21 protein-coding genes are annotated in these 25190 nt (G+C 68.3%); 13 read left to right on the top strand and 8 right to left on the bottom strand.

Annotated features, from left to right (window positions below; translation table 11 throughout):
• Positions 1–10 precede the first annotated feature (10 nt).
• The 7 genes from J0A90_RS06225 (at position 11) to J0A90_RS06195 (ending at position 7256) form a co-directional block, all read left to right on the top strand.
• A complete protein-coding gene (locus tag J0A90_RS06225; RefSeq protein WP_035474184.1) occupies positions 11–928 on the top strand; it encodes an ABC transporter permease in 918 nt (305 codons plus the stop codon).
• A gap of 10 nt (positions 929–938) precedes the next feature.
• The gene (locus J0A90_RS06220) at positions 939–1886 is read left to right on the top strand and encodes an ABC transporter permease (RefSeq protein WP_207032471.1); all 948 of its coding nucleotides are present in this window, start codon (positions 939–941) and stop codon (positions 1884–1886) included.
• Entirely contained in the window at positions 1886–2908 is a 1023-nt protein-coding gene (locus J0A90_RS06215; RefSeq protein WP_233076539.1) for an ABC transporter ATP-binding protein, read from the top strand. Before J0A90_RS06220 ends, J0A90_RS06215 begins: the two co-directional genes overlap by 1 nt.
• Complete coding sequence (locus J0A90_RS06210; protein WP_233076538.1) at positions 2905–3957, top strand: ABC transporter ATP-binding protein; 1053 nt, start codon at positions 2905–2907, stop codon at positions 3955–3957. Before J0A90_RS06215 ends, J0A90_RS06210 begins: the two co-directional genes overlap by 4 nt.
• A 54-nt stretch (positions 3958–4011) precedes the next feature.
• The gene (locus tag J0A90_RS06205) at positions 4012–5436 is read left to right on the top strand and encodes a M20 family metallopeptidase (RefSeq protein ID WP_207032469.1); all 1425 of its coding nucleotides are present in this window, start codon (positions 4012–4014) and stop codon (positions 5434–5436) included.
• Positions 5433–6611 carry a M20 family metallopeptidase gene (locus J0A90_RS06200; protein ID WP_207032467.1) on the top strand — a complete coding sequence of 393 codons (1179 nt, stop codon included), beginning with the start codon at positions 5433–5435 and terminating at the stop codon, positions 6609–6611. The genes J0A90_RS06205 and J0A90_RS06200 overlap by 4 nt, the downstream gene beginning before the upstream one ends.
• Before the next feature lie 267 nt (positions 6612–6878).
• Complete coding sequence (locus tag J0A90_RS06195; protein WP_035474178.1) at positions 6879–7256, top strand: diacylglycerol kinase; 378 nt, start codon at positions 6879–6881, stop codon at positions 7254–7256.
• A gap of 26 nt (positions 7257–7282) precedes the next feature.
• Here J0A90_RS06195 and J0A90_RS06190 read toward each other — a convergent pair whose 3' ends face one another.
• Together J0A90_RS06190 and J0A90_RS06185 are read right to left on the bottom strand one after the other, a co-directional pair.
• Positions 7283–7879, bottom strand: a complete 597-nt coding sequence (locus tag J0A90_RS06190; protein WP_233076537.1) for a nucleotidyltransferase family protein — start codon at positions 7877–7879, stop codon at positions 7283–7285.
• Entirely contained in the window at positions 7869–8840 is a 972-nt protein-coding gene (locus J0A90_RS06185) for an XdhC family protein (protein WP_233076536.1), read from the bottom strand. Before J0A90_RS06185 ends, J0A90_RS06190 begins: the two co-directional genes overlap by 11 nt.
• A gap of 598 nt (positions 8841–9438) precedes the next feature.
• On the opposite strand from J0A90_RS06185, the gene J0A90_RS06180 reads away from it, so the two are divergent.
• Positions 9439–9921 carry a MarR family winged helix-turn-helix transcriptional regulator gene (locus J0A90_RS06180; RefSeq protein ID WP_207032463.1) on the top strand — a complete coding sequence of 161 codons (483 nt, stop codon included), beginning with the start codon at positions 9439–9441 and terminating at the stop codon, positions 9919–9921.
• Between the two features lie 2 nt (positions 9922–9923).
• On the opposite strand, the gene J0A90_RS06175 is transcribed toward J0A90_RS06180, so the two are convergent.
• Both J0A90_RS06175 and nadC read right to left on the bottom strand, forming a co-directional pair.
• A complete protein-coding gene (locus J0A90_RS06175; RefSeq protein ID WP_207032461.1) occupies positions 9924–11081 on the bottom strand; it encodes an SIR2 family protein in 1158 nt (385 codons plus the stop codon).
• 62 nt (positions 11082–11143) lie between these two features.
• Complete coding sequence (gene nadC, locus J0A90_RS06170; protein ID WP_207032458.1) at positions 11144–12028, bottom strand: carboxylating nicotinate-nucleotide diphosphorylase; 885 nt, start codon at positions 12026–12028, stop codon at positions 11144–11146.
• 140 nt (positions 12029–12168) lie between these two features.
• Between nadC and J0A90_RS06165 the strand changes: the two genes are divergently transcribed.
• Together J0A90_RS06165 and J0A90_RS06160 are read left to right on the top strand one after the other, a co-directional pair.
• A complete protein-coding gene (locus J0A90_RS06165) occupies positions 12169–12357 on the top strand; it encodes a hypothetical protein (protein ID WP_207032447.1) in 189 nt (62 codons plus the stop codon).
• A gap of 2 nt (positions 12358–12359) precedes the next feature.
• Positions 12360–13832: a sodium:solute symporter family protein gene (locus tag J0A90_RS06160; RefSeq protein ID WP_207032444.1), complete on the top strand. Its 1473-nt coding sequence runs from the start codon at positions 12360–12362 to the stop codon at positions 13830–13832.
• Here J0A90_RS06160 and J0A90_RS06155 read toward each other — a convergent pair.
• Positions 13827–15038: an MFS transporter gene (locus J0A90_RS06155; protein WP_233076535.1), complete on the bottom strand. Its 1212-nt coding sequence runs from the start codon at positions 15036–15038 to the stop codon at positions 13827–13829. The two genes, J0A90_RS06160 and J0A90_RS06155, sit on opposite strands and share 6 nt — an antisense overlap.
• Before the next feature lie 282 nt (positions 15039–15320).
• Here J0A90_RS06155 and J0A90_RS06150 point away from each other — a divergent pair, with 282 nt between their 5' ends.
• On the top strand, positions 15321–16646 hold the full coding sequence (locus J0A90_RS06150) for a carbohydrate porin (RefSeq protein ID WP_207032442.1): 1326 nt from the start codon (positions 15321–15323) through the stop codon (positions 16644–16646).
• Here J0A90_RS06150 and J0A90_RS06145 read toward each other — a convergent pair.
• Together J0A90_RS06145 and katG are read right to left on the bottom strand one after the other, a co-directional pair.
• Entirely contained in the window at positions 16636–17619 is a 984-nt protein-coding gene (locus J0A90_RS06145) for a GlxA family transcriptional regulator (protein WP_207032418.1), read from the bottom strand. The two genes, J0A90_RS06150 and J0A90_RS06145, sit on opposite strands and share 11 nt — an antisense overlap.
• 240 nt (positions 17620–17859) lie before the next feature.
• A complete protein-coding gene (gene katG / locus J0A90_RS06140; protein WP_207032416.1) occupies positions 17860–20046 on the bottom strand; it encodes a catalase/peroxidase HPI in 2187 nt (728 codons plus the stop codon).
• A 272-nt stretch (positions 20047–20318) separates the two neighbouring features.
• Here katG and glnE point away from each other — a divergent pair, with 272 nt between their 5' ends.
• Together glnE and J0A90_RS06130 are read left to right on the top strand one after the other, a co-directional pair.
• The gene (gene glnE, locus J0A90_RS06135; protein WP_233076533.1) at positions 20319–23264 is read left to right on the top strand and encodes a bifunctional [glutamate--ammonia ligase]-adenylyl-L-tyrosine phosphorylase/[glutamate--ammonia-ligase] adenylyltransferase; all 2946 of its coding nucleotides are present in this window, start codon (positions 20319–20321) and stop codon (positions 23262–23264) included.
• Between the two features lie 146 nt (positions 23265–23410).
• Positions 23411–24028, top strand: coding sequence for a YrbL family protein (locus J0A90_RS06130; RefSeq protein WP_233076532.1), 618 nt, complete (start codon positions 23411–23413; stop codon positions 24026–24028).
• Positions 24029–24133: 105 nt separating this feature from the next.
• Here J0A90_RS06130 and J0A90_RS06125 read toward each other — a convergent pair whose 3' ends face one another.
• Positions 24134–25075, bottom strand: coding sequence for a rhodanese-related sulfurtransferase (locus J0A90_RS06125; protein ID WP_207032403.1), 942 nt, complete (start codon positions 25073–25075; stop codon positions 24134–24136).
• Between the last annotated feature and the right edge of the window lie 115 nt (positions 25076–25190).

The raw sequence follows: 25190 nt of genomic DNA, 5'->3' as shown, positions 1-25190 counted from the left end.
CGTTCGGCTTATGGGCACATTCATCGTGCGTCGCCTGCTGGTGGCGCTGGGCGTGGCACTGACCATCTCGGTGGTCAGCTTCATGCTGCTGCATCTATCGGGGGATCTGGCGACATCGATCGCCGGGCCCGAGGCGACTGCCGAACAGGTCGCGCAGATCCGCACCGAGTACGGGCTAGATCGCCCCATCGTGAGCCAGTATCTCGACTGGCTGGGCGGGGCGCTGCAGTTCGATTTCGGGCGCTCCTACTACTACCAGAGCACGGTGGTCGAGCTGATCGTCGAGCGCATGCCGATCACCCTGACCCTGGGCGGCCTGGCGCTGGGGCTGGCGGTGTGCATCTCGATCCCGCTCGGGGTGGTCGCCGCGCTCAAGCGCGACAGCTGGGTCGACCGCCTGGCGCTGCTGTTCGCGGTGGTGGGGCAGGCGATGCCCAGCTTCTGGTTCGGCCTGACCCTGATCGTGGTCTTCGCGGTCACCCTCAAGTGGCTGCCGGCGGCGGGCAGTGGGGGGCTCGAGCACTTCATTCTGCCGGCGATCGCGCTCGGCTACTACGCCACCCCGGCGATGATGCGCCTGACCCGCACCGGCATGCTCGAGGTGCTGGAGTCGGACTATATCCGCACCGCCCGGGCCAAGGGGCTCTCCACCACCGCGGTGATCTTCAAGCACGCCCTGCGCAACGCCATCATCCCGGTGGTGGCGCTGGCCGCGGTGGAGCTCGGCTTCATGCTCGGCGGTTCGGTGGTGATCGAGTCGGTGTTCTCCCTCGGCGGGCTGGGTCAGCTCGCCTGGGACGCCATCTCGCGCAACGACTATCCGGTGGTGCAGGCGGTGGTGTTGATCATCGCGCTGTTCTACATCGTGCTGACGCTGCTGGCGGATATCGCCAATGCGGCGCTCGATCCGCGCATTCGCACCCGCTGAGGAGCCCGCCATGACCGTTTCGACTTCGACGACATCTCGCCCCTCGCGGGCACCCGCTGCCGGCGGCCGTGCCCGCGCGCTGAGCGAAGTCCCGTTGCCGCCCCCGGCCTGGTCGCGGGTGACGCGCAAGGTGTTCGGCCACCGCGGCCTGGCGATCGGCCTGGTCTGCGTCGGGCTGGCGGTGCTGATCGCGCTGTTCGCCCCGCTGCTGGCCCCCCACGACCCCTATTTCCAGGATATCTCCAACCGTATGGTGCCGCCGGTCTGGCACGACAAGGGCAGCTGGGAGCACGTGCTGGGCACCGACAAGCTGGGGCGCGACTATCTCAGCCGGCTGATCTACGGCACCCGCATCTCGCTCATCATCGGGCTGGTGGCGGCGCTGATCTCGGGCGTGATCGGTACCACCCTGGGTGTGCTCGCCGGCTACTTCGGCGGCCGCGTCGATGCCTTCATCAGCTACATCATCACCACCCGCCTGGCGATGCCGGTGGTGCTGGTGGCGCTGGCCCTGGCCTCGCTCACCGGCGGTTCGCTGACCACGGTGATCGTGCTGCTGGGGCTGCTGCTGTGGGATCGCTTCGCGGTGGTCTCGCGCTCGGTGACCCAGCAACTGCGCGATGCCGAGTACGTCTATGCCGCGCGCACCCTGGGCTGCTCGCTGCCCTACATCCTGCTGCGCGAGGTGCTGCCCAACATCGCCGGGGCGCTGATCGTGGTGATCACCCTGGAGATGGCCCACGCCATCCTGCTCGAAGCGACGCTGTCGTTTCTGGGCATGGGCGTGCAGCCGCCGCTGCCCTCCTGGGGGCTGATGGTTGCCGAGGGCAAGGCCTACATGTTCTTTCAGCCATGGGTGATCGCGATTCCCGGCGTGGCGCTGTTCGTGCTGGTGCTGGCGATCAATCTGCTGGGTGACGGATTGCGCGATCTCAACGCACCGGGAGGGCGCCACTGATGCCACTGCTCGATGTCCAGGACCTGCGGGTCGATCTGCCGGTGGAAGCCGGCACCCTGCACGCCGTACGCGGTATCGACTTAAGCGTCGAGCGCGGCGAGATGCTGTGCCTAGTGGGGGAGTCCGGCTGCGGCAAGTCGATGACCTCGCTGGCGCTGATGGGGCTGCTGCCGCGGCGCGCCCGGCTCAGCGCCGGGCGTCTAGATTTTGACGGCGAGTCGCTGACGGCGCTCTCCGAGCGGCGGCGCGGCCAGCTGCGTGGCCGCCGCATGGCGATGATCTTCCAGGAGCCGATGACCGCGCTCAACCCGGCTTACACGCTGGGCAATCAGCTCTGCGAGGCGTTCCTGCGCCACCGCCTGGGCAACCGCCGCCAGGCCCGCGAGCGCGCCATCGAACTGCTCGAACGGGTCGGCATCAGCGCCGCCGCCGAGCGTCTGGCGCAGTACCCGCACCAGCTCTCCGGCGGTCTGCGCCAGCGCGTGATGATCGCCATGGCGCTGATGTGCGACCCCGATCTGATCATTGCCGACGAGCCCACCACGGCGCTCGACGTGACCATCCAGGCGCAGATCCTGCGGCTGCTGCGCGACCTGCAGCAGGAGCTGGGTACCGCGGTGATCTTCATCACCCACGATCTCGGCGTGGTGGCGCGGATCGCCGATCGTGTGGCGGTGATGTACGCCGGCGAGGTGATCGAGACCGCGCCCACCCAGGCGCTCTACGCCAACCCCAGCCACCCCTACACCCGCGGGCTCTTGAGCTGTATTCCGGCCCCCGGCAAGACCCTGCCCGGCAGCCGCCTGCAGGCGATTCCCGGGGTGGTGCCGAGCCTGGTCGGCGAGGTCGAGGGTTGCGCTTTCCGCAACCGCTGCCCGCTGGTGCGCGAGGGCCAAGTCGATGCCGCGCGCTGCGAGCGCACGCCCGAGCTGCGCCAGCTTGCCGGCGCCCATCAGGCGCGCTGCCATTACGCTGAACACCGCGCGGCCACGCGCGTCGTCCAACCGGAGCTGAGCCCATGAACGCGCTATCGTCCCCCGGCGCACTGGCCGATCAGGCTGGCGCCCCTACAGGCACCGAGACAGGCAGCGACACCGATACCGGCATCGATACCATGCCGGCGCTCGAACTGTGCGCACTCTCCAAGCGCTACACCCTGGGTGGCGGGCTGTTCAAGCGTGGTCGTGCGCTGCAGGCGGTGAGCGAGGTTTCGCTGGCGATTCCGCGCGGCCAGGTGATGGGGTTGGTCGGCGAGTCCGGCTGCGGCAAGAGCACCCTGGCCAAGATGCTGCTGGGGCTGGCAACGCCCAGCGCCGGCGAGGTGCGCGTCGATGGCCGCCCGCTGGGGGACGCCGGGCAGAAGGCGCTGGCGCGGCATATCCAGCCGATCTTCCAGGACCCCTATTCGTCGCTCAATCCGCGCAAGCGGGTGGCGGCGATCGTCGAATTGCCGCTGCGCGTGCACGGCATCGGCACCCCGCGCGAGCGGGCCCGGCGGGTCGCCGAGACGCTCGATCTGGTTGGCCTGCCCCAGCGCGCCGCGGCGCAGTTTCCGGGCCAGCTCTCCGGCGGCCAGCGCCAGCGCGTGGCGATCGCCCGGGCGCTGATCATGCGTCCGGATATCGTGATCTGCGACGAGCCCACTTCGGCGCTGGATGTTTCGGTGCAGGCGCAGATTCTCAATCTGCTGCTCGATCTCAAGCAGGAGTTCGGGCTGACCTATCTGTTCATCAGCCACGACCTGGCGGTGGTCGAGCACCTGGTCGACCGGGTCGCGGTGATGTATCTGGGGCGGATCGTCGAGGAGGGCAGCCGCGAGCAGATATTCGCCGCCCCACGCCACCCCTACACCCAGGCGCTTTTGGCCTCGGCGCTGACGCCGGAGCCGGGGCTGGGGGTGCCGGACATCGGCCTGGGCGACGTCATGCCCGACCCCAGCAACCCGCCCAGCGGCTGCGCCTTCCACCCGCGCTGCCCCAAGGCTCAGGCGCGGTGTCGCGAGAGCCGCCCGGTGCTCACGGCGGAGACCACCGGTGTCAGCCGCGCCGCCTGTCACTTCGCCTCGGCCTGAGCAGGGCACGTCAGGACGTTAGGGGTGATTTTTCAGTCTATTCGAGGACACTGCATGTCACGTCAACAAGCGCTCGCCAGCGTCTATAAGGGATTCGACGAGGGCGAGTTTCGCCGCCAGCTGGCGGCCCGGGTCGCGGTGCGCAGCGATAGCCAGAGCGGTGAGGGCGAGGCCGAACTGGAGCGCTATCTGCGCGAGTGCATCATTCCCGAGCTCGAGCGGCTCGGGTTCACCTGGGAGATCGTCGCCAACCCGGAGCCGGGCTACGGCCCGCTGCTGCTGGCCGAGCGTCGTGAAGCCGAGGCGGCCCTCTGCGTGCTCAGCTATGGCCACGGTGACGTGGTCCGCGGCTACGATGACCAGTGGCGCGAGGGGCTCTCGCCCTGGCAGCTGACGGTGGAGGGGGAGCGCTGGTACGGTCGCGGCACTGCCGACAACAAGGGCCAGCACAGCATCAACCTGGCTGCACTGGCGGCGGTCATCGAAGCCCGCGGCGGGCGCCTGGGTTACACCGTCAAGCTGGTGCTGGAGATGGGCGAGGAGACCGGTTCCCCGGGGCTCAAGGCGGTCTGCGCGGCCTACCGTGAGCGTCTGGCCGCTGACCTGTTCATCGCCTCCGACGGCCCGCGCCTGGCGGCGGATGCGCCGACCCTGTTCCTCGGCTCACGTGGGTCGTTCAACTTCGACCTGCGCCTGCGCGCACGCGAAGGCGCCCACCACTCGGGCAACTGGGGCGGCGTGCTCTCCAACCCCGCCACGCGCCTGGCCAACGCCTGGGCCTCGCTGGTCGATGCCGATGGCCGGATTCTGGTCGCGGGGCTGCGCCCGCCGGCCATCCCCGCCGCGGTGAAGCAGGCGCTGGCGGCGCTGGAAGTCGGCACCACGCCGGGCGACCCGGCGCTGGCCGAGGGCTGGGGCGAGCCTGGGCTTACGCCCGCTGAGCGGCTGTTTGCCTGGAATACCCTGGAGCTGTTGGCGTTCAAGGCCGGCAACCCCGAGGCCCCGGCCAACGCCATTCCCGGCGAGGCCTACGCCCACGCCCAGCTACGCTACGTGGTGGGCAGCGATCAGGAGCACTTTTTGCGCCACCTGCGCCTGCATCTCGATGCCCACGGCTTCGACGATGTCGAGGTGAGTACGGCGCGGGTATCGCAGATGCGCGCGACTCGGCTCGACCCGGACGACCCCTGGGTCGGCTGGGCGTTGGACTCGATCCACGCCTCCAGCGGCAAGACCCCGACGCTGCTGCCCAATCTGGGCGGCTCGCTGCCCAACGATGTCTTCGCCGAGACGCTCGGGCTGCCCACCCTGTGGGTGCCGCACTCCTATCCGGCGTGTTCGCAGCACGCCCCCGACGAGCACGCCCTGGCCAGCATCCTGCGCGAGGGGCTGGGCATCATGGCCGGGCTGTGGTGGGATCTGGGCGAACAGGGCGCGAGCGTGCATGCCGCACGCCAGGCAATGAGGAGAGGCGTATGAGTGCCACTGACCACGAGACTCGCCTGGCGCAGGCCTGCGACTGGCTGGCGCAGCAGCAGGAGGCGATGGTGGCGTGTTTGGAGACGCTGGTGAACATCGACTCCAACAGCTACGACAAGGCCGGAACCGATGCCGTCGCCGACGCCATCGCCGGCTGGTGCGACGCCGATGGCATCGCTGTCGAGCGCACGCCGCGCGAGGGTTCCGGCGACATTCTCCAGGCGCGCCTGCCGGCGGCCGGCGCTGGTGCCGGTGGGCACGTACTGCTGATGGGGCATCGCGATACCGTCTTTCCCCGCGGCACGGTGAGCGAGCGCGGCTACACCCGTCAGGGCGATCTCGCCTTCGGCCCCGGGGTCGCCGACATGAAGGCGGGGCTGGTGCTCAATCTGTTCGTGCTGCGGGCGCTCAAGCGTGCCGGCGGGCTGCCATTCGCGGTGCACGCGCTGTTCACCGCCGACGAAGAGATCGGCTCGCCGGACGGCACCGCGTTCATCCGCGCCGCCGCCGAGGGGGCGCGGGCGGTGTTCAACGCCGAACCCGGGCGGGTCAGCGGCAACGTGGTGACCGCGCGCAAGGGCGGTGCCGCCTTTCGCATCGAGGTCAGCGGGCGGGCCGCCCACTCGGGGGTGAGCCATGCCGATGGCGCCAGCGCGATCGAGGCGCTGGCGCGCAAGATCGTCAAGCTGCACGCGCTGACCGACTACGCCAGCGGCGTGACCACCAACATCGGGGTGATCGAGGGCGGCGTGTCGCGCAACACCGTGGCCCCGGCAGCGAGCGCCCAGCTCGACACCCGCTTCGTCGACAACGCCCAGCGCGAGGCGCTGTTCCAGGCGATCGCGGCGATCGTCGCCGAGGAGGAGGTTCCCGGCACCCACGCCACGCTCACCCAGACCTCCGGCTTCCTGCCGCTGGAGCCTGCGATGAGCGCAGCCTTGTTCGCCCGCTACCAGGCCCAGGCGGCGCGGCTCGGCTTCGCCGTCGAGGGCGAGTTCACCGGCGGCTGTTCGGATGCCGGCACCACCGCCAGCCTGGGCGTCCCTACGCTGTGCGGCACCGGCCCGGTCGGGGCCAAGATGCATACCGACGAGGAGTACTGCCGGCTGGAGACCTTTGTGCCCCGGACCCAGGCCGTGGCCGCGACGATTCTCGATCTGGCCGCTGACGAGTGAGGGGCAAGGCTAGCGGCGACTGAGTCGCACGCTCTCTTGCCGCTCTCTTGCCTCCCCCTTTCCGTCCACTATTCAAGTAACCTTCGCCATCGCCGACGCCACCCACGGGTGGCGTTTTGCCCGTGGCTGGCGGTGCCGTCGTCAGGCGCCTCTGCTACCATCGTCGATACTTTTCTCGACGGCCGAGCCCGCTGTGCCGGTTCGCTCGTCGACGCTCACTTCGTTCTCGATCGAGGGCGGTCGTCGTGGCGACCGCGACAGGTTCCGATGAAATCAAGTTCGCGCAAGACCGGCTTTCGCCACCTGGTTCACTCCACCGGTTACTCGCTCAAGGGGCTGGTCGCTGCCTTCCGCAACGAGACCGCCTTCCGTCAGGAACTGGCGCTGTGCGCGGTGCTGGTGCCGTTCGCCTGGTGGATCGGCAAGAACCCGGTGGAGTGGCTGGTGCTGGTGGGTAGCTGTGTGTTCGTGTTGATCGTCGAGCTGCTCAACAGCGCCGTGGAGACGGTGGTCGACCGTATCGGCCCGGAGCACCACGAGCTTTCCGGGCGCGCCAAGGATATCGGCTCCGCCGCGGTGATGTTGGCGCTGGGCATGGCCGCTACCACCTGGGGCCTGCTGGCGTGGGACAAGTTCGCTGGCTGAGGCGCGCAGTACTGTTCAGACTCCGCCTAGTCTGGGAGATCCTGGGGCCGGTCGACGTCGCGCCAGATGCCAGAATCGTCTAGCTCGAGTGTGACCACCGCGTGGCGGTGCCGGGTGGCCACGTCGCGGGCGCCTTCGCCGGTCTTTAGCTGGGCCAGCTCCGGCCACCAGCGGCGGCCGAAGATCACCGGGTGCCCGCGCTGCCCGGCATGATGGGGTATGACGATCGCCGTGGTGCTGGCCCGGGCGTTGAGGCGCACACAGCTCGCCGCGTTCAGCCAGGGCATGTCGCCGAGGATCACCGCCGCAGCGGTGGCATCCGGCGCGCACACCAGCAACTGACGAAAGGCGTCGCCCAGGCTCGCGCCCAGCCCGTGGGCGGCCGCGGGGGCGCTGAGCAGCGGAGTGTCCGGTGCCAGGCCTAGGGCGGCGGGGGCTTCACCCGGTCGCAGGACCACGTAGTGGCGCGGATAGGCCGCGGCGGCCGCCGCTACGGTGGTCGCGAGCAGGGTGCGGCCGTCGGCCAGCGGCTGGCGGCGCTTGTCGCTGCCGAAGCGGCGACCGACCCCGGCCGCCATGACCAGCCCGACCAGCTCGCCCGTCAGCCTGGGTTCAGAGCGCATCGCGCGCCTTGCCCCGGCGTATCCGCAGCACGTCGGCGACCACCGAGAGGGCGATCTCGGCCGGGGTCTTGCTGTCCAGATCGAGGCCGATCGGCATGTGCAGCCGGGCGATGTCGTCGGCGCTCAGCCCGCCGGAGCGGGCCAGGCGCTCGGCGCGCTTTTGCGAGGTGCGCTTCGAGCCCATCACGCCGATGTAGAACGCCGGAGTGCGCACCGCCTCGATCATCGCCAGATCGTCGATCCGCGGGTCGTGGGTCAACGCCACCACCGCGGTGGCCGCGTGGCAGGCGCCGCTGGCGATGAACAGCGAGGGCAGCACCGCCTGCACTTCGACCCCGGGCACGGCAAAGTCGCGCCGCGCCTCCTCGCGGGGGTCACACACGATCACCTCGAACCCCAGCGCCTGGGCGAACTCGGCGCAGAAGCGCGACACCGGCGAGATGCCGGCGATGATCAGACGCAGCGCCGGGCCCAGACGCAGACGCACCTCGTTGCCCTCACGGGCAACCCGCGGGCCGTTCTCGGCGGCGGCGGTGAAGCGCCGCCGGCCGCTGGGCAGATCGATCACCCGCACCAGCGAGCGCTGGCCGAGCAGGGTCGCGTGCATCACTTCCAGTTGGGTCAGGGTCTCGGCATCCGCCGGCAGCCGCTCCACCAGCACGTCGAGAATCCCCCCGCAGGGCAGGCTCACCTGGGGCGACTCGTCGGCGCCCTCGCCGTAGCGCACGACTTCGAGCGGGTCGGTGAATTCGCCGGCGGCCACCCGAGCGAGAAAATCCTCTTCGACGCAGCCGCCGGAGAGCGAGCCGACATGGCTGCCGTCAGCTCGGGCCACCAGCAGCGAGCCGGGCTCCCGCGGCGACGAGCCAAAGGTGGCCAGCACGCTGCACAGCCACACCGTCTCGCCGGCGTTGGCCCAGCGCAGCGCGGTGTCGAGCACTTGTAGATCGAGGTGTTGCATGAACTTGGGAATCCTTTCCTGCGCTGGCGTCACCTAGGCACCGTATGAAAAGTACTGCGCTCGCCCATGCGTCGTTAAAAATCGGCTGGAGCGCCAGCCCGGTCAAAAATGCTCATTTACACCCCGTAAACTCCGCGTTTTCGCCGATTTTTGCCTTGCCTGGCCTTCGCTCGTCGACTTTTCAGACAGCACCTAGGCGATCGCCGCTTCCTGAGGACGCTGCGCGGCATCCGCTCAACGCTGGGATGGGCGGGGCGGCGTGCGTCGAATGGGCGTGTAGCTTACATAATAGTCTAGGCACATGACCCCGACGCTGCCCTCTGTGCCCGTCGACTTTTCCTACACGGCCTAGGCCGATGGCTTACAGAAATGGGGGTAAAAACCTTTTATTATTCCGGGTGAGTTGCACACTTATTCGACAATCATCCTGGCGTCGCGGCCAGGCGCCGACGCATGCCGGTGCCCGAGTGGCAGCCAGCGCCAGGGAAGGGTGCCAGCGTGGCGGCGGTCTAGCCGAGCGGACGTGGGCGGTTCTGCCGCTACCGACGATGGCCAGACGCGCCCGCCGCGACGACCGGGAATCGGGGAGCCAGACGCCATGCTGCATTACCATTCGGCAGCCACAGGGATTACCACAGACGAGGCCTACGGCGCCCAGGAACAGATCGACTTCTGCGAGCAGGTCGGTCATCTGCTGCGTCGGGCCTACCAGCGCCACACCGCGATCTTCCAGCGCGAAAGCTGCGACGAGCAGTTGACGCCGATCCAGTTCGTGACCCTGAGCAAGCTCGCCGAGCGTGGGCCCAGCGCGCTGAGCGAGCTGGTGCGCGTGACCGGGATCGATCCGGCGACGATCCGCGGCGTGATCAAGCGGTTGAAGGCGCGTGACTGGGTGACGCTGACCTCGGACCCGCGCGATCAGCGCAAGGTGATCGTCGAACTCACCGACGCCGGGCGCGAGTTGCTGGCGGCGATGACTCCGCGCGCGCTCAAGGTCTCCGAGGAGACCATGGGCAGCCTCAACCCGGCCGAGCGGGTGGCGCTGTTGCATCTGTTGACCAAGATCAACGCCGAGCGCTGAGTTCAGGCGCCACCGCTGACCTGGGCGCAGAAGTCCTCGAAGCGGCCGCTGTAGTAGTGCTCGCGCGGCCAGCCGATACGCGGCAGATAGAAGAACATCTCTTCCAGCCGCGACTTGATGGTGGCGTGATTCTTGGTGTCGATGACGAAGACATGCTTGCCACGAGCGTCGTGCGGGCTCTCCGCCAACTGGCGCAGGATGAAGCGCACCAGTGAATCCTCCTGCGGCATGCTGTAGCCCACCACCACCAGCACGTCGGTCTCGCGCAGTAGCCTCACCGCCTTGGGGAAGACCTGATGGAAGTAGGGCTCGTCGTAGTCCTGCACTTGGGAGGGCAGGATCAGCAGCGGCGGCTCCTGACGAATCTCGGCATCGCTGCGCCGGCGATACTCGAAGTCGAACCCCTCCAGCGTGGGCAGAATCTCGAACCCGCCGTTGATCTTGATCACGTTGCGGTCGACCGTGCGCGGCAGGTGCTCCCAGATGGTGCCGCCGCAGATGCGCTGCGGCGTGACCCCGCGATAGAGCCGGCCGAAGACCGGCGCCTGCTGGCGGTAGACGCGTTCGAGAATGGTCTCGATGGTGAAGTCGTAGTTGGTGGTGAGAAAGTGATAGAGCGGCCACGCCTCGCCCAGCCCGGCGCGGTCGGCGCGATCCTCCAGCGCGGCGAAGAAGTCGGTGATCGCGCGCTGTTCGGCGCTGATCTCGGTGGCGCTGAAACGCAGCGTGGTGTCGTCGACGTTGTGGATATCACAGGCGGCGGTGAAGCGGCGCATCACCAGGGTGCGCAGCTCATGGATGCTCAGGCGCAGGTTCTGGTCGTCGAAGTAGCGGTTGCGGATATCCGGGTAGCGCACCTGCATGTCGAGCACGTAGCGCAGGTTCTTGAAACGCTCGAAGTCGAGATGGCGATAGTCCTCCCAGCCGATCACGTGCATCACGTGCTGCAGGTTGGGGAAGTCGCGGATATCGTCGAGATCGATGGCGAACAGCTCGCCGTCGGTGGGCGAGCGCCGGTCCCACGCCTTGGAGAAGCCGGCGCCGCACCAGAAGGTCACCACCGGCGGCTTGCGCGGGCCGTTGGCGTCCGCCAGCAGTTCGTCCATCAGTCGGCCGAAGGCCGCCACGGTGTCGGCGTTGTTGATGCCGGTACTCGACATTCACCCCTCCTGTCGGGCTCGCTGGCTTGGCGGCCCGGGCGAGTTGCACCGGGCCGGCCGGATCACGCCGCTGGCGTGCTGTCGTCGTCGAGGCCGATATCCACCGCCGGCGCCGACTGCGTCAGTCGCCCCACGGAGATGAAGTCGACACCGCTTTCGGCGATCTCGCGGATGGTCTCCAGGCGCACGCCGCCGGAAGCTTCGAGCAGCGCACGCCCGGCGACCTCGCTCACCGCCTGGCGCATCTCGGCCGGCGGCATGTTGTCGAGCATGATCACGTCGGCCCCGGCTTCCAGCGCCTGGGTAACCTGGTCGAGGCGGTCGCACTCGACCTCGATGCGCGTGAGGATCGGCAGCTGCGCCCGGGCGCGTGCGACCGCGGCGGCGATGCTGCCGCACACCGCGATATGGTTGTCCTTGAGCATCACACCGCTGTCCAACCCCAGGCGATGGTTGCGGCCACCACCGCAGGCGACCGCGTGCTTTTCCAGCATGCGCAGGCCTGGGGTGGTCTTGCGCGTGTCGACCAACTGGGCGCCGGTGCCGTGGATACGCTCGACATAGCGCGCGGTAAGGGTGGCGATGCCGGCCAGGTGCTGGATCAGATTGAGCGCGGTACGCTCCACCGTCAGAATGCTGCGGGCCGGGCCGGCCACATGCATCAGCGGCGCGCCGGCCTCGACATCTTCGCCATCGGCCGCGGCCGGGCTGACCGCGATGCGCGGGTCGTAGCAGGTGAAGGCACGGGCGGCGGCGGTGACCCCGGCCAGGCGCATCGGTTCGCGTGCACGCATGACGAAGTGGCCAGTGGCGTCGGCGTTGATCATCAGCGTCGCGGTCAGGTCGAGATGGCCGATATCCTCAGCCAGAAAGGCGCGCAGCTGGGTCTCCAGGCGCAGGGGGTCGAGTTGCCAGCCGTGGGGCTGGGCGGCCCGCGTCGTGGTCATGCGGTGTCTCCTTGGGGCAGGTGCGGCACATCGGCGGCACATCGAAAGCTGTCGCCAAGGGTAGCGCACTCGGGGCCGGGATTTCCGGGTAATATCACGCGTGATTGACGCGACATCACCAATGACAACGAGGGGGCGCGATGCGTACACGGGGCTGGAAATGGGTGGTCTGGGGGCTGGTGCTGGCCTGCTACGTGGTGCCCTATGGGCCGCTCGGCGGGGTGCGGGCGTGGTACGGCAGCTTTCTCTTCTGGGCCTTGATCGGCGTGGCGGTGATCGTCTGCAATGTGATGATGACCCGCGATTTTCGTGACGGCCCGGAGGCGTGAGCATGAGTCTGCAACTGATCTGGGCGGCAGTGGCGGTCTATCTGGTCGCGGGGCTGGCGATCGCCTGGCTGTCGCGCAGCGCCGCCACCAACGGCAGCGGCGTCGACATGAGCGGCTACTTCCTCGGCAATCGCCGCATGAACGGCTTCGTTTCGGCGCTCAGCTACAGCGCCACTACCTACAGCGCTTTCATGATGGTGGGGCTGGCGGGGCTGACCTACGCCGGCGGGGTGGGTGCCTTCGGCTTCGAGATCGTCTACTTCGCCGGGGTCTCATTGGTGGCGATCTTCGGCCCGCGCTTCTGGGCGGTGGGCAAGCGCTTCGGCTATGTCACCCCCAGCGAGATGCTCGGCCATCGCTATGCCGACCGCCGGGTTGCCGTGGTCACCGCGGTGGCCAGCTGCCTGTTCCTGATCCCCTACGCCGCGGTGCAGCTCGCCGGGGTCGGCTATCTGCTGGCGGGCATCAGCGGCGGGGCGATCCCGTTCACCACCGGTGTGGTGGTGGCGACGCTGCTGGCGATACTCTTCTCCTACATCGCCGGCATTCGTTCGGTGATGTGGACCGACTCGCTGCAGGCGCTGTTCATGATCGTCGCATCCACCCTGGTGGCACTGCTGGTGGTGCACTCGCTGGGCGGCTTCGGGGCACTGTTCGACACTCTGGCGGCCGAGCATCCGGCGGCGCTGACGGTGCCGGGTCCGGGGCTGTTCAGTCTGACCACCTTCCTCGGTCTGACCATTCCGTGGTTCTTCTTCAGCCTCTCCAACCCGCAGGTGAGCCAGCGGTTGTTCATGCCCGCTTCGCTCAAGTCGATGCGTCAGATGCTGATCGGCTTTCTGGTGTTCGGCTTCATCTACACCCTGGTCTCGGTGCTGTGGGGCTTCTCCGCGCTGGTCGCCTTCCCTGACCTGAGCCAGTCGGATCTGGCCACGCCGACGCTGCTGGCTTCCACCCATGTGCCGCCGCTGCTCGGAGTGGTGGTGATGGTGGGCATTCTGGCGGCGGCGGTGTCGACCATCGATTCGATCATGCTGACGCTCTCCTCGATGCTCTCGCGGGATGTCTATGCCAACCTCGCCGAGGGCGCCAGCGAGGCGCGCCAGCTGCGGGTCGGCAAGTGGGTGCTGCCGCTCATCGCGGTGCTGGCGTTTCTCTTCGCCGAGCTGCAGCTGAGCCTGATCGCGGTGCTGTCGGTGGCGGCTTCCACCGGGCTGGTGGTGATAGTGCCGGCGATCATCGGTGCCTTCTACTGGCGCCGCGGTACCGCTGCCGGGGCGCTGGTGAGTATCCTGGTCGGCGGCCTGGCGGTGATCGCGCTCTATCTCAGCGGGGCCAAGCCGCTGGGGCTGCCGCCGGGGATCTGGGCGCTGCCGCTGGCGAGTGCGCTGTTCGTCGGGGTGAGCCTTTGCGGCCGCGCACCGAGCGAGCGCGCCGAGGCGTTCCTGGCCGCGGCGAGTGGTACGCGCTCATGAGCCGTGGCGGGTCGCCCGCGCCGCACAGAGGGCGATCACCAGCAGCAGCGCCACCGCCGGCAGCAGCCAGAGGTTGAGCTGCTGCCAGCCGAGCCAGGCGTTCAGCGGGCCGGCGGCCAGGGCCGAAAGGCTGGTCAGGGCGAACACCGCGCAGTCGTTGATGGCCTGGGCCCGCGGCGCTTCACCGCTGCGATAGAGGGTGGTGAGCCAGGCGCTGGCGGGCAGGAAGGTGAAGTTCCAGCCCAGGCCCAGCAGCCCCAGGCCGAGGGCGAAGGCCCACACCGCCGGCGTCAGCCAGGCGCACAGCAGGCTGGCCAGCAGGCACAGCGCACCGATGGCGATCATGCGCGCATGGCCCAGGCGCCGGGTCAGGCGTCCGGTGATGAAGGAGGGCGCGAACATCGCCAGCATATGCCACTGGATGACCCCGGCGACGGCGCCGAAATCGTGCCCGGCGTGGCTCATCGCCAGCGGTGTCGCGGTCATCGCCAGGTTCATCACCGCATAGCCCAGGGCGGCGCAGGCGATCGCCGCCGGCAGCAGCGGTTGGCGCAGCAGTTGGCCCAGCGCACGTGGCGGCGGCAGCGGCGTGGCCCGTGCCGCCACCGGCGCGAAGCGCAGCGTCGCCAGCAGCCCCAGTGCCGCGAGATAGAGCCCCCCGAGACCTAGAAAACTGCCCAGGAAGGGCGTTGCCAGGGCGTCCCGCAGGTGCTCGGCCAGCCAGGGCCCGGCCAGCGCCGCCACCACGCCTCCCGCCATGACCCGGCTCAGCGCGCTGTCGCGCAGCGGCTCGGGCGCCGCCTCAAGGGCCGCGAAGCGGTAGAGCATGCCGACGCCGATACTCATGCCGATGGCGAAGGTGCCCAGATTGAACAGGCCGAAGTGCGCCTGCACCAGCGCCAGCAGACAGGCGGCGATGCCCACCAGCCCGACCAGATTGCCCAGCACGAAGGTGCGCTTGCGCCCCAGGCGTGCGGTCAGCCAGCCGGCGGGCAGGGTGGCGGCGGTCAGCCCGAGCAGCTGCAGCGCCACCGGCAGCGTGCTCCAGTTGGCGCTGGGCGCCAGCCGCGCCCCGATCAGCGGCGAGGTGGCGATCAGCAGCACGTTGCCGCTGATCAGCAGTGCCTGGCACAGGGTCAGCCCCCACACCGTGGGCGGCAGGCGCGGATGACGCGCGGATCGGGTGGCGAAGGCGGTGGGGCGCATGGGCGGCTCCTGAAGGTTCAGGCTGTCAGTGTCCGCTGCCCGAGTGGGGTCGACAATGACCGCCATGCCACCCAAAACGACCCGCGAGCTCGGTTCCCATCGGTGTAGCCATTCCTACGAGAATATTAGACGACAAGGGTATTTCCGTTGCCTATTCCTCGGACTATGATAAAGCGCTTATCGATAACGCGCTAATCAACGGCAGGGCGGATCATGGACCAGACTGGGCAAGGCATGGACGAGGCAGCGTATGGCATCACAGGCAAAGCAGAGGGCGCAGCGGTGAGGTTACCGCTCGCCGGAGAGCGTCAGCCGGCTCGCGGGCGGCGCTGGCGGCTGCCGCTGGCGGCACTGGCGCTGGTGGCGGGCGCGCCGGCGGCCCAGGCCTATTCGGCCTTCGCCGCGGACTCGCCGCATCTGTTCGGCGACTGGGGCGGTCAGCGCACGGCGCTGGAAGCGGCCGGGGTCAGCTTCGACTTCGACTATGTCGGCGAGGCGGCGACCATTCTCGATGGTGGCTACCGTGACAGCCACGTGACCAAGTACGCCGACCAGTTCGCGCTGGGCGCCAATCTCGATCTCGAGCGCCTGCTGGGCATTCCCGATGCCGAGTTTCAGGTGACCCTCACCGACCGCAATGGCCATAGCGTCAACGACCGCCTGAGCGACCCCGGTGCCACGGTGGGCGGCTCCAGCGTGCAGGAGGTCCAGGGCCGCGGCCCGGTCACACGCCTGACCCAGTTCTGGTATCGCCAGCGCTTCTTCGACGATGCGCTGTCGATCAAGCTGGGGCGTATCCCCTTCGGCGATGATTTCGCCACCATCGACAGCCATTTCCAGAACCTGGCCTTCGGCGGCGCCCAGCCGGGCAACTGGGGCAATGACATCTACAACTGGCCGATCTCGCAGTGGGCGGCGGTGGTCCGCGCCAATCTCGCCGCCGACTGGTACCTCCAGGCCGGTGTGTTCAATCTCAACGACAGCAACCTCGACAACGACCACGGCCTGGACCTGCACCACAGCGGCACCCAGGGCACGATGTACCCCATCGAGCTGGGCTATACGCCCACGATCGGCGGCATGGCCGGTACCTACAAGCTGGGCTTCTACACCCACGACGTCGACAATCGCGCTTATGGTGATGGCCCCGCGACACGCACCAGCGACACCAACACCGGTCTCTACTATGTGATCCAGCAGCGGGTGACGACCCATGGTGGCGACGCCAAGCGCGGTCTGACGCTGTTCAGCATGGGTAACACCAACCACGGCGATACCGCGGGGATCGACCGCTATGTCTCTATCGGTGCGACCTACCAGGGGCCGTTTAACGCCCGCCCGCAGGACGATGCCGGGATCGGGCTGGCCTACCTGCACGTCAACGACGACGTCAACGACTACATCGACTACTACAACGCGACCCCCGCCGGCTCGCTCACGCCGCTGCCGCGCCAGGGCCACGAGTACGACGCCGAGCTCTACTACAGCGTCAACCTGACGCCTTACCTGACGCTACGCCCCAACCTGCAGTACGTGGCCAACCCGTCGGCGGTGGATTCGGTCGACAATGCGTGGGTGTTGGGAACCACGGTTCAGGTCAGCTTCTAGGCACAGCATGAAAAGTACTGCGCTCGCCGGGGCCGAAGCGGGCGCGGTAGAGGCTCGGCGGTAGGCCGTAGTGGCGCTGGAACAGCCGCCTGAGCTGCTCGCTGCCGCCGAGTCGGCAGTGTTCGGCGATACGCGGCAGCGGTGCTGCGCTCTCGGCCAGCAGCCGCCGCGCCTCCTCCAGCCGCAGGCGGGTGAGGAAGTCGCCTGGGGTCATCCCTAGCTGGCGCCGGAACAGGCGCTGGAAGTGGCGCGGGGTCACCGCCATGCGCGCGGCCAGCGTCTCGGTATCCCACGCGGCCAGCGGGTCGCCGATCACCGCATCGACCACCTGGCGCAGGCGCCCGTGACTGTCGAGCTGGTAGCGCAGGCCTTCGCTGAACTGGGCCTGATCGCCGGGCCGGTGCAGGAACATCACCAGCTCCCGCGCCACCTGGCCGGCCAGCGCCTCGCCCTGATCGGCGGCGACCAGGGCGAGGGCCAGGTCGATCCCCGCGGTGATGCCGGCACTGGTGTAGATACCGCCGCTACACAGATAGAGCGCCTCGGCGCGCACCTGGATGGCCGGGAACTCGGCAGCCAGACGTGCGGCGTGGCGCCAGTGGGTGGTGGCCTGGCGCCCGTCGAGCAGGCCCGCCCGGGCCAGGGCGAAGGCGCCGGTGCAGATCGAGCCGACCCTTGGCGTGCGCGCGGCGCGGGCGGCCAGCGTGTCCAGCGTGGCGCGGCTCAACCGATGCACGCCGTGGCCGCCGGCGACCAACAGGGTGTCGCCGGCGGGCGTGGCGTCGAGGGCGTGGGTCGCGACCAGCGTCATGCCGCCGTTGGTAGCCACGGGCCCGGGCTCGGCGGCGAGCAGGCGCAGCCGATAGCGGGGCTCGCCGGCGGCTTCGTTGGCGCTGGCGAAGACCTGCCATGGGCCGCTGGCATCCAGTAGCTGGCAGTCGGGGTAGACGAACAGATCGAGCGTATGGGTCATCGACGGCTCCCGGCGGTGAGTGGCCAGTCTCCATCGTTGCCTCTATGTCGGCAATGACTGTCGGCCCACCGAAAGCGACATTCGGCGAACGTGACACTCGAGGTAAGCGACATTCGCTATTGTCACCGACCCCGAGACGATGACTCGGTGTGTAACCGCCTGGGCCGATTGAGAGACAAAAAAACGCCGCCGGAGGCGCTCCGGCGGCGTTGTCTAGCGGGGCAGACGCTACGGTCGCTTTCAGGCGAGGTCGAAGCGGTCCAGGTTCATCACCTTGGTCCAGGCGGCGGCGAAGTCGTGGACGAACTTCTCCTGGGCATCGTCGCTGGCGTAGACCTCGGCCAGCGCGCGCAGTACCGAGTGCGAGCCGAAGATCAGGTCGTTGCGGGTGGCGGTGTACTGAAGCGTCCCGTCGCTGCGTGAATGACCTTCGAACAGCTCGGCTTCGGCATCCACCGCGCTCCACTCCGTGCCCATGTCGAGCAGATTGACGAAGAAGTCATTGCTGAGCACACCGGGGCGCTGGGTGAACACGCCGTGGTCGGCGCCGTCGTAGTTGGTGCCGAGCACGCGCAGGCCACCGATCAGTACGGTCAGCTCCGGGGCGGTCAGAGTCAGCTGCTGGGCCTTGTCGATCAGCAGCGTCTCGGTGGGCACGTTGAGCTTGCCGCGCTTGTAGTTGCGGAAGCCATCGGCCAGCGGCTCCATCACGCTGAAGGCGTGGATATCGGTCTGATCCTGGCTGGCATCGACCCGGCCCGGAGCGAACGGCAGGCTGAGCTCGACCCCGGCCGCCTTGGCCGCCTGCTCGACGCCGACATTGCCGGCCAGCACGATCACGTCGGCCAGCGAAGCCTTGCCGGAGGCTGTCTGGATCGCCTGCAGCTTGGGCAGCACGCCAGCGGCGATACGGTTGACCGCCCAATCCTTCTGCGGGACCAGAGCCAGACGGGCACCGTTGGCGCCGCCGCGCTTGTCACCGCCGCGGAAGGTCGAGGCCGAAGCCCAGGCGGTGCCGACCAGTTCGGCCACCGACAGCCCGGCATCGGCGATCTGCTGCTTGAGCGTGGCGATATCCGCGGCGCTCGGCTGGTGGCTCGGCGCCGGCAGCGGGTCCTGCCAGACCAGCTCTTCCTGCGGCACTTCGGGGCCGAGATAGCGCGCCTTGGGCCCCATGTCGCGATGGGTCAGCTTGAACCAGGCGCGGGCGAAGGCGTCGGCGAACGCCTGCGGGTCCTCGAGGAAGCGGCGCGAGATCTTCTCGAACTCGGGGTCGAAGCGCAGCGTCAGGTCGGTGGTGAGCATGGTCGGCTTGCGCTTCTTGGCCGGGTCGAACGGATCCGGAATCGACGCCTCGGCATCCTTGGCTTCCCACTGGATCGCGCCGGCCGGGCTGCGGGTCTGCTCCCACTCGTAGTTGAACAGGTTCTCGAAGAAGTAGTGGCTCCAGCGCGTCGGCGTCTGGGTCCAGACCACTTCGATCCCCGAGGTGGTGGCGTCGGCACCCACGCCGCTACCGTGGGCGTTGTGCCAGCCGAAGCCCTGGGACTCCAGCGGCGCGGCTTCCGGGTCGGCGCCGATCGCTTCGGAGGGGCCGGCACCGTGGGTCTTGCCCAGGGTGTGGCCGCCGGCGATCAGAGCCACGATCTCTTCGTCGTCCATCGCCATGTTGCCGAAGGTGGCGCGGATCGCCGGCGCCGCCGAGAGCGGGTCGCCGCTGGCGTTGGGGCCTTCGGGGTTGACGTAGATCAGCCCCATCTCGGTGGCCGAGAGGGGGTTGTTGGCCAGGGTCGCCGGATCGCGATGGGTCAGCCACGCCTTCTCGTCGCCCCAGTTGACGTCGAGGTCGGGCTCCCACACGTCCTCGCGGCCGCCGGCGAAGCCGAAGGTGCGGAAACCGGAAGACTCCAGCGCCACGTTGCCGGCGAGCACGATGAGATCGGCCCAGGAGATGTGCTGGCCATACTTGCGCTTGACCGGCCACAGCAGACGACGCGCCTTGTCGAGACTGACGTTGTCGGGCCAGCTATTGAGCGGGGCGAAGCGCTGCTGGCCACGCCCGGCGCCGCCGCGACCGTCGACCAGACGATAGGTGCCGGCGCTGTGCCATGCCATGCGGATGAACAGGCCGATATAGGAGCCCCAGTCCGCCGGCCACCAGGCCTGGGATTCGGTCAGGGTCTTCTCGATATCGGCCTTGAGCGCGGTGTAGTCGAGTTTGGCGAACGCGTCGCGGTAATCGAAATCGCCGTCCAGCGGGTTGGAGCGCTCGGAGTGCTGGTTGAGCAGGTCGACACGCAGCTGATTCGGCCACCAGTCACGGTTGGTGGTGCCGCCACCGGCGGCCTGTGCGGTACCGCCGCCGTCGCTGACGGTGGTGCCGGACTGGCCGGAAAACGGACACTTGGATTCGGCTTGTTGTGACATCGTCTCTCTCACCTCTGTGTTCTCATCGGTCGCGTAACGCCCCCGGCCGGATCCTCCCCGGCACTGCCCCCCTGTACCGCGTGGCGATGCGCGCAGTGCAACTCGGCTCGGGCTGGCATCGAGATTACGATGCGCCATTCGATAACAGAAATTAAATACTGAAACGACGACGATAACCTTTGCCTATAGCAAATGGACTGGCGTCTCCCCGATTGGGCTGGGCGCCGGCTGCGGTTATGCTGGGCGGGCCCGCTTTTCATCGGAGTGTTTTCATGTCCCTGCCCGCCGACTGGTTTCCCGCGCTACCGATCCCGGAGGCGCTGAGCGCCGCCCATGCCGAGGTGCTGAGCGCACTCGAGGCGGCGTATGCCCGCGGTGACGCGGCATGTCGCGAGACCTGGCTGGGCCTCGACGAGGGGCAGCGGCGCACGCTGGTGCGTACCTGTCTGCTCTCCGAGTTCTTCCGCGAAGGGCTCTGCGCGCATCCCGAGCGCCTGGCCGAGTGGCAGCAGAGCGGCGAGCTGGAGGCGCCGCTGTCAGCGGCGGCCTTGACCCAGGCGCTGGCCGCACAGTTGGAGGCGGCGACGGACGAGAATGCGCTGCACGCCGCGCTGCGCCGGTTCAGACAGACGCGCATGCTGGCGATCGTGTGGCGCGACCTCGCCGGGGCCGAGATGTGGCAGACCGCACAGGCGGTCTCGCAACTGGCCGAAACCTGCCTGGAAGGGGCGCTGACGTGGCTCGAAGCCTTCTACGCGGGGCGCTGGGGAACGCCGCAGGCGCGCGCCGACGGCACGCCGCAGCGCCTGGTGGTGCTGGGTATGGGCAAGCTCGGCGCCGGTGAGCTCAACCTCTCATCGGATATCGATCTGATCTTCGCCTTTCCCGAGAAGGGCACCACCCAGGGCGGTGAGCGCGCCTACGATCACCAGCAGTACTTCACCAAGCTGGGGCAGAAGCTGATCGCCGCGCTCGACGTGATCACCGCCGACGGTTTCGCCTTCCGCGTCGACATGCGCCTGCGCCCGCTGGGCGACGGCGGGCCGCTGGTCGGCAGCTTCAACGCGCTCACCGCCTACTATCAGGATCAGGGGCGTGAGTGGGAGCGCTACGCCATGCTCAAGGCGCGTCCGGTCGCCGGGGACCGCGAGGCGGGGCAGGCGCTGCTGGCGTCGCTGGCGCCGTTCATCTATCGCAAGTATCTCGATTTTGGGGCGATCGAGTCGCTGCGCGAGATGAAGGCGATGATCCACCGCGAGGTGAAGCGGCTGGGGCGCGACGACAACATCAAGCTGGGCCGCGGCGGTATTCGCGAGGTAGAGTTCGTGGTCCAGGCGTTCCAGCTGATCCGCGGCGGCCGCGATACCGAGCTGCAGGTGACCTCGCTGCGCTTGGCACTGAGACGGCTGGTCGAACTCGAGTTGCTGCCGCCGGCGGTGGTCGACGAGCTGCATGACGACTACGTCTTCCTGCGCGATCTGGAGCATGCGCTGCAGGCGCGCCACGACCGCCAGACCCAGCAGCTGCCTGAAGAGAGCGAGGCGCGCGCGGCGCTGGCCATGGCCATGGACCTGGCGGATTGGGCCGCGCTGAGGGCGGCGCTCGAGGCCTGCCGCGAGCGGGTGCGCGGCCATTTCGACGCGGTGGTGGCCGACCCCCAGGAGGAGTCGGACGCCGACGATGAGATGCCGGATCAGGCGCGGCTCGAGCGCTGGAGCCAGCTCTGGCGGCGCGAGCTGGACGAGTCCCAGGCCCAGCAGATGCTGGAGACGGCCGGTTTCACGCTGCCCGATGCCTGGCGCCGGCTCAAGGCGTTCCGCGATTCGCGCGGGGTGCAGGCGATGCAGCGGATCGGCTTCGAGCGCCTCGAAGCGGTGATGCCGCTGCTGCTGGAGGCGGTGGCCGAGAGCGCCACGCCGACCACCGCGCTGGAGCGCGTGCTGCCGCTGATCGAAGGGGTGCTGCGGCGTACCGCCTATCTCTCGCTGCTGCGCGAGAACCCGCAGGTGCTGCCAGGGCTGATCCGGCTGTGCGCGGCCAGCCCCTGGATCGCCGAGCAGTTGGCGCGCCATCCGATCCTGCTCGACGAGCTGCTGACGCCGGACACGCTCTACTCGCCCGCCGACAAGGCTCGCCTGGCCGACGAGCTGCGCCAGACCCTGGCGCGGATCCCCGAAGAGGACGAGGAGAGCTGGCTCGACGCCCTGCGGGTGTTCAAGCAGACCCAGGTGCTGCGGGTCGCCGCCTCGGACATCGCCGGGGCGCGGGTATTGATGAAGGTCAGCGACTATCTCACTGCGATCGCCGAAGTGATCCTCGACAGCGTGCTACAGCGCGCCTGGCGCTCGCTCACCGCGCGCTACGGCGAGCCGCGCCCGCGGGAGGGCGCGGACAAGGCCGAGTTCCTGATCGTCGGCTACGGCAAGCTCGGCGGCATCGAGCTGGGCTACGGCTCGGATCTGGATCTGGTGTTCCTCTACGACGCGGCCTCCCAGGGCGCCACGGATGGCGCCAAGGCGATCGACAACGTGGTTTTCTTCACTCGGCTCGGCCAGCGCATCATCCATCTGCTCACGGCGACCACCCCCAGTGGCACGCTCTACGAGGTCGACATGCGCCTGCGCCCTTCGGGCAATGCCGGGCTGCTGGTCTCCTCGCTCGACGCCTTCGCCGACTATCAGCGACGCGAGGCCTGGACCTGGGAGCACCAGGCGCTGGTGCGGGCGCGGCCGGTGGCTGGGGACGCGGCGCTGGCAGCCTCCTTCGAGGCGGTGCGCCGCGAGGTGCTGGGGCGCGAACGTGACCCCGCCGAGCTGCGCCGGGCAGTGGCCGAGATGCGCGCCAAGATGCGCCAGCATCTCGGCAGCGCGGCCGGCGAGACGGAGACTTTCAATCTCAAGCAGGATGCCGGTGGGCTGGTCGATATCGAGTTTCTGAACCAGTACGCGGTGCTGGCCTGGGCCTGCGCCACCCCGGCGCTGCTGGAGGTCACCGACAACATGCGTTTGCTGGACGCGCTGGCAGAGAGCGAGCGCCTGCCCGAGGATGACGTGCGCGAGCTGCAGGCGGCCTACCTGGCCTACCGCGATGCCAGCCATCGTGCCGCCCTGGCCAAGACCGGCAGCGACGTGCCGGCGGCCGATTTCGAGGCCGAGCGTGCCCGGGTCCAGGCGCTATGGGCGGAATGGATCGAGACGGAAGACGCGGCGCAGGGGTGATACCGCGCCGTGGGCGAGGCGCTTGGTGGAGCAGGGCGATAGCAGGCTAAGTTTTTTTGCCAACCTTTAAGGAAAACAGCGTTTGATTAAGATATGATTAAACGCTGATGATACCTGTTACTGCCCTGCGCCCTGGAGCGACCCCCATGGTTTCTCTCTCCCTAACCCCTGAACTTGCCCACGGCAACGACCGGGCGGTCTATCGGCATCCCGCCGAGGCCGGACGCTGCATCAAGGTACCGCGCTTCCCCGATCGCGGTAGCCAGCAGAACGAGCGCGAGAAGAGCTACTTCGAGGGGCTCAAGCGGCGCGGCGTTCGCGACTGGCGCTACGTGCCGGAGTACTTCGGCACGGTCACCACCGATCTCGGCGAGGGGCTGGTCTTCGGCCTGGTCACCGATGCCGATGGCTCGCTGTCGCTCAATATCCGCCAGTTCCAGCAGCATGGCGACGCCGACTGGCTCACCACCCAGGCCTTCGTCGATGAGCTCGAACGGCTCTATCACTATCTGCGTGACAACTGGATCGTACCCTCTGATATCAACGACCGTAACGTGGTGTGCCAGCGGCGCGCCGACGGCAGTATTCGGCTGTGGCTGATCGACGGTGTCTCCAACCCCGACTTCATGCCGCTGGCCAATATCTGGCCGTGGTTCGCGCGGCAGAAGGTCGACCGCCGTATCCGTCGTTTCTATCAGCGGCTGCACGAGTACGGTTTCATTGCCCGGGCGCAGCGGGATGCGCTGTTGGCGAGCCTGCCTTAGAGAGTAGACGACCGCCCGCGCCCAGCGGTCTGGCATGAGCTGCTGGACAGGACGACAAACGCCCTCCGAACGGAGGGCGTTTTGCGTTTCGCTGATCGGAGCCGCTCAGCTCGGCTGGCGCGGGTCGCGGCCGATGGGGTGCGGCTCGTTGCGCGCCTTGGCCAGTTCGATCTGGCGCTGGCGCTCGCGCGCGCCGGCTCGGGTCTTCTCGGGCAGTGAATCCCAGCAGTGCGGGCAGCTGATGCCCGGCACATAGTGCTCGGAGGCCTGATCCTCGGCAGAGATCGGCATGCGGCAGGCGTGGCACTGGGCATACTCGCCCTCGCTCAGGTCGTGGCGCACCGTGACCCGGTTGTCGAACACGAAGCAGTCGCCGCGCCAGCGCGTGTCGGCCTCCGGCACCTTCTCCAGGTAGTTGAGAATCCCGCCCTTGAGGTGGAACACCTCCTCGAAGCCTTCACCCAGCATGAAGCTCGACGCCTTCTCGCAGCGGATACCGCCGGTGCAGAACATCGCGACTTTCTTGTGCCGGCTGGGATCGTAGTGCTGACGCACATAGTCGGGGAACTCACGGAACGACTTGGTCTGCGGGTCCACCGCGCCCTCGAAGCTACCGATCGCCACTTCGTAGTCGTTGCGCGTATCGATCACCAGTACCTCGGGGTCGTCGATCAGCGCATTCCACGCTTCCGGTTCGACATAGGTGCCGACACGTGCGTTGGGATCGACGCCATCCACGCCCAGGGTGACGATCTCGCGCTTGAGCTTGACCTTGGTGCGGTAGAAGGGCTGCTCGTCGCAGTAGGACTCCTTGTGCTCCAGCGCCGTCAGGCGCGGGTCGCGCTTGAGCCAGGCGAGCAGCGCATCGATCCCGGCACGGCTGCCGGAGACTGTGCCGTTGATGCCTTCGGCAGCGAGCAGCAGGGTGCCCTTGACGTCGAGACGCTGCATCTCTTCGAGCAGCGGTTCGCGCAGGGCTTCGAAGTCGTCGAGCGTGACGAAGCGATACAACGCCGCGACCACGATCGGTTGATCGGTAGAGGACATGCCATAACTCCTGGTAGTCGCCCACGTAAAGGGCGGACCGGGTCTTGAGAGTGGTGAGCGGATGATGGGTAACCGCGCCACCGTAACGAACGCCGCGCATTTTACGCCGCTGACC

The organism is Salinicola sp. DM10, assembly GCF_017306975.2.
Taxonomy (GTDB): domain Bacteria; phylum Pseudomonadota; class Gammaproteobacteria; order Pseudomonadales; family Halomonadaceae; genus Salinicola.
Note: the sequence above shows the minus strand (reverse complement) of the source record. Positions and strands in the feature narration are given on the sequence as shown.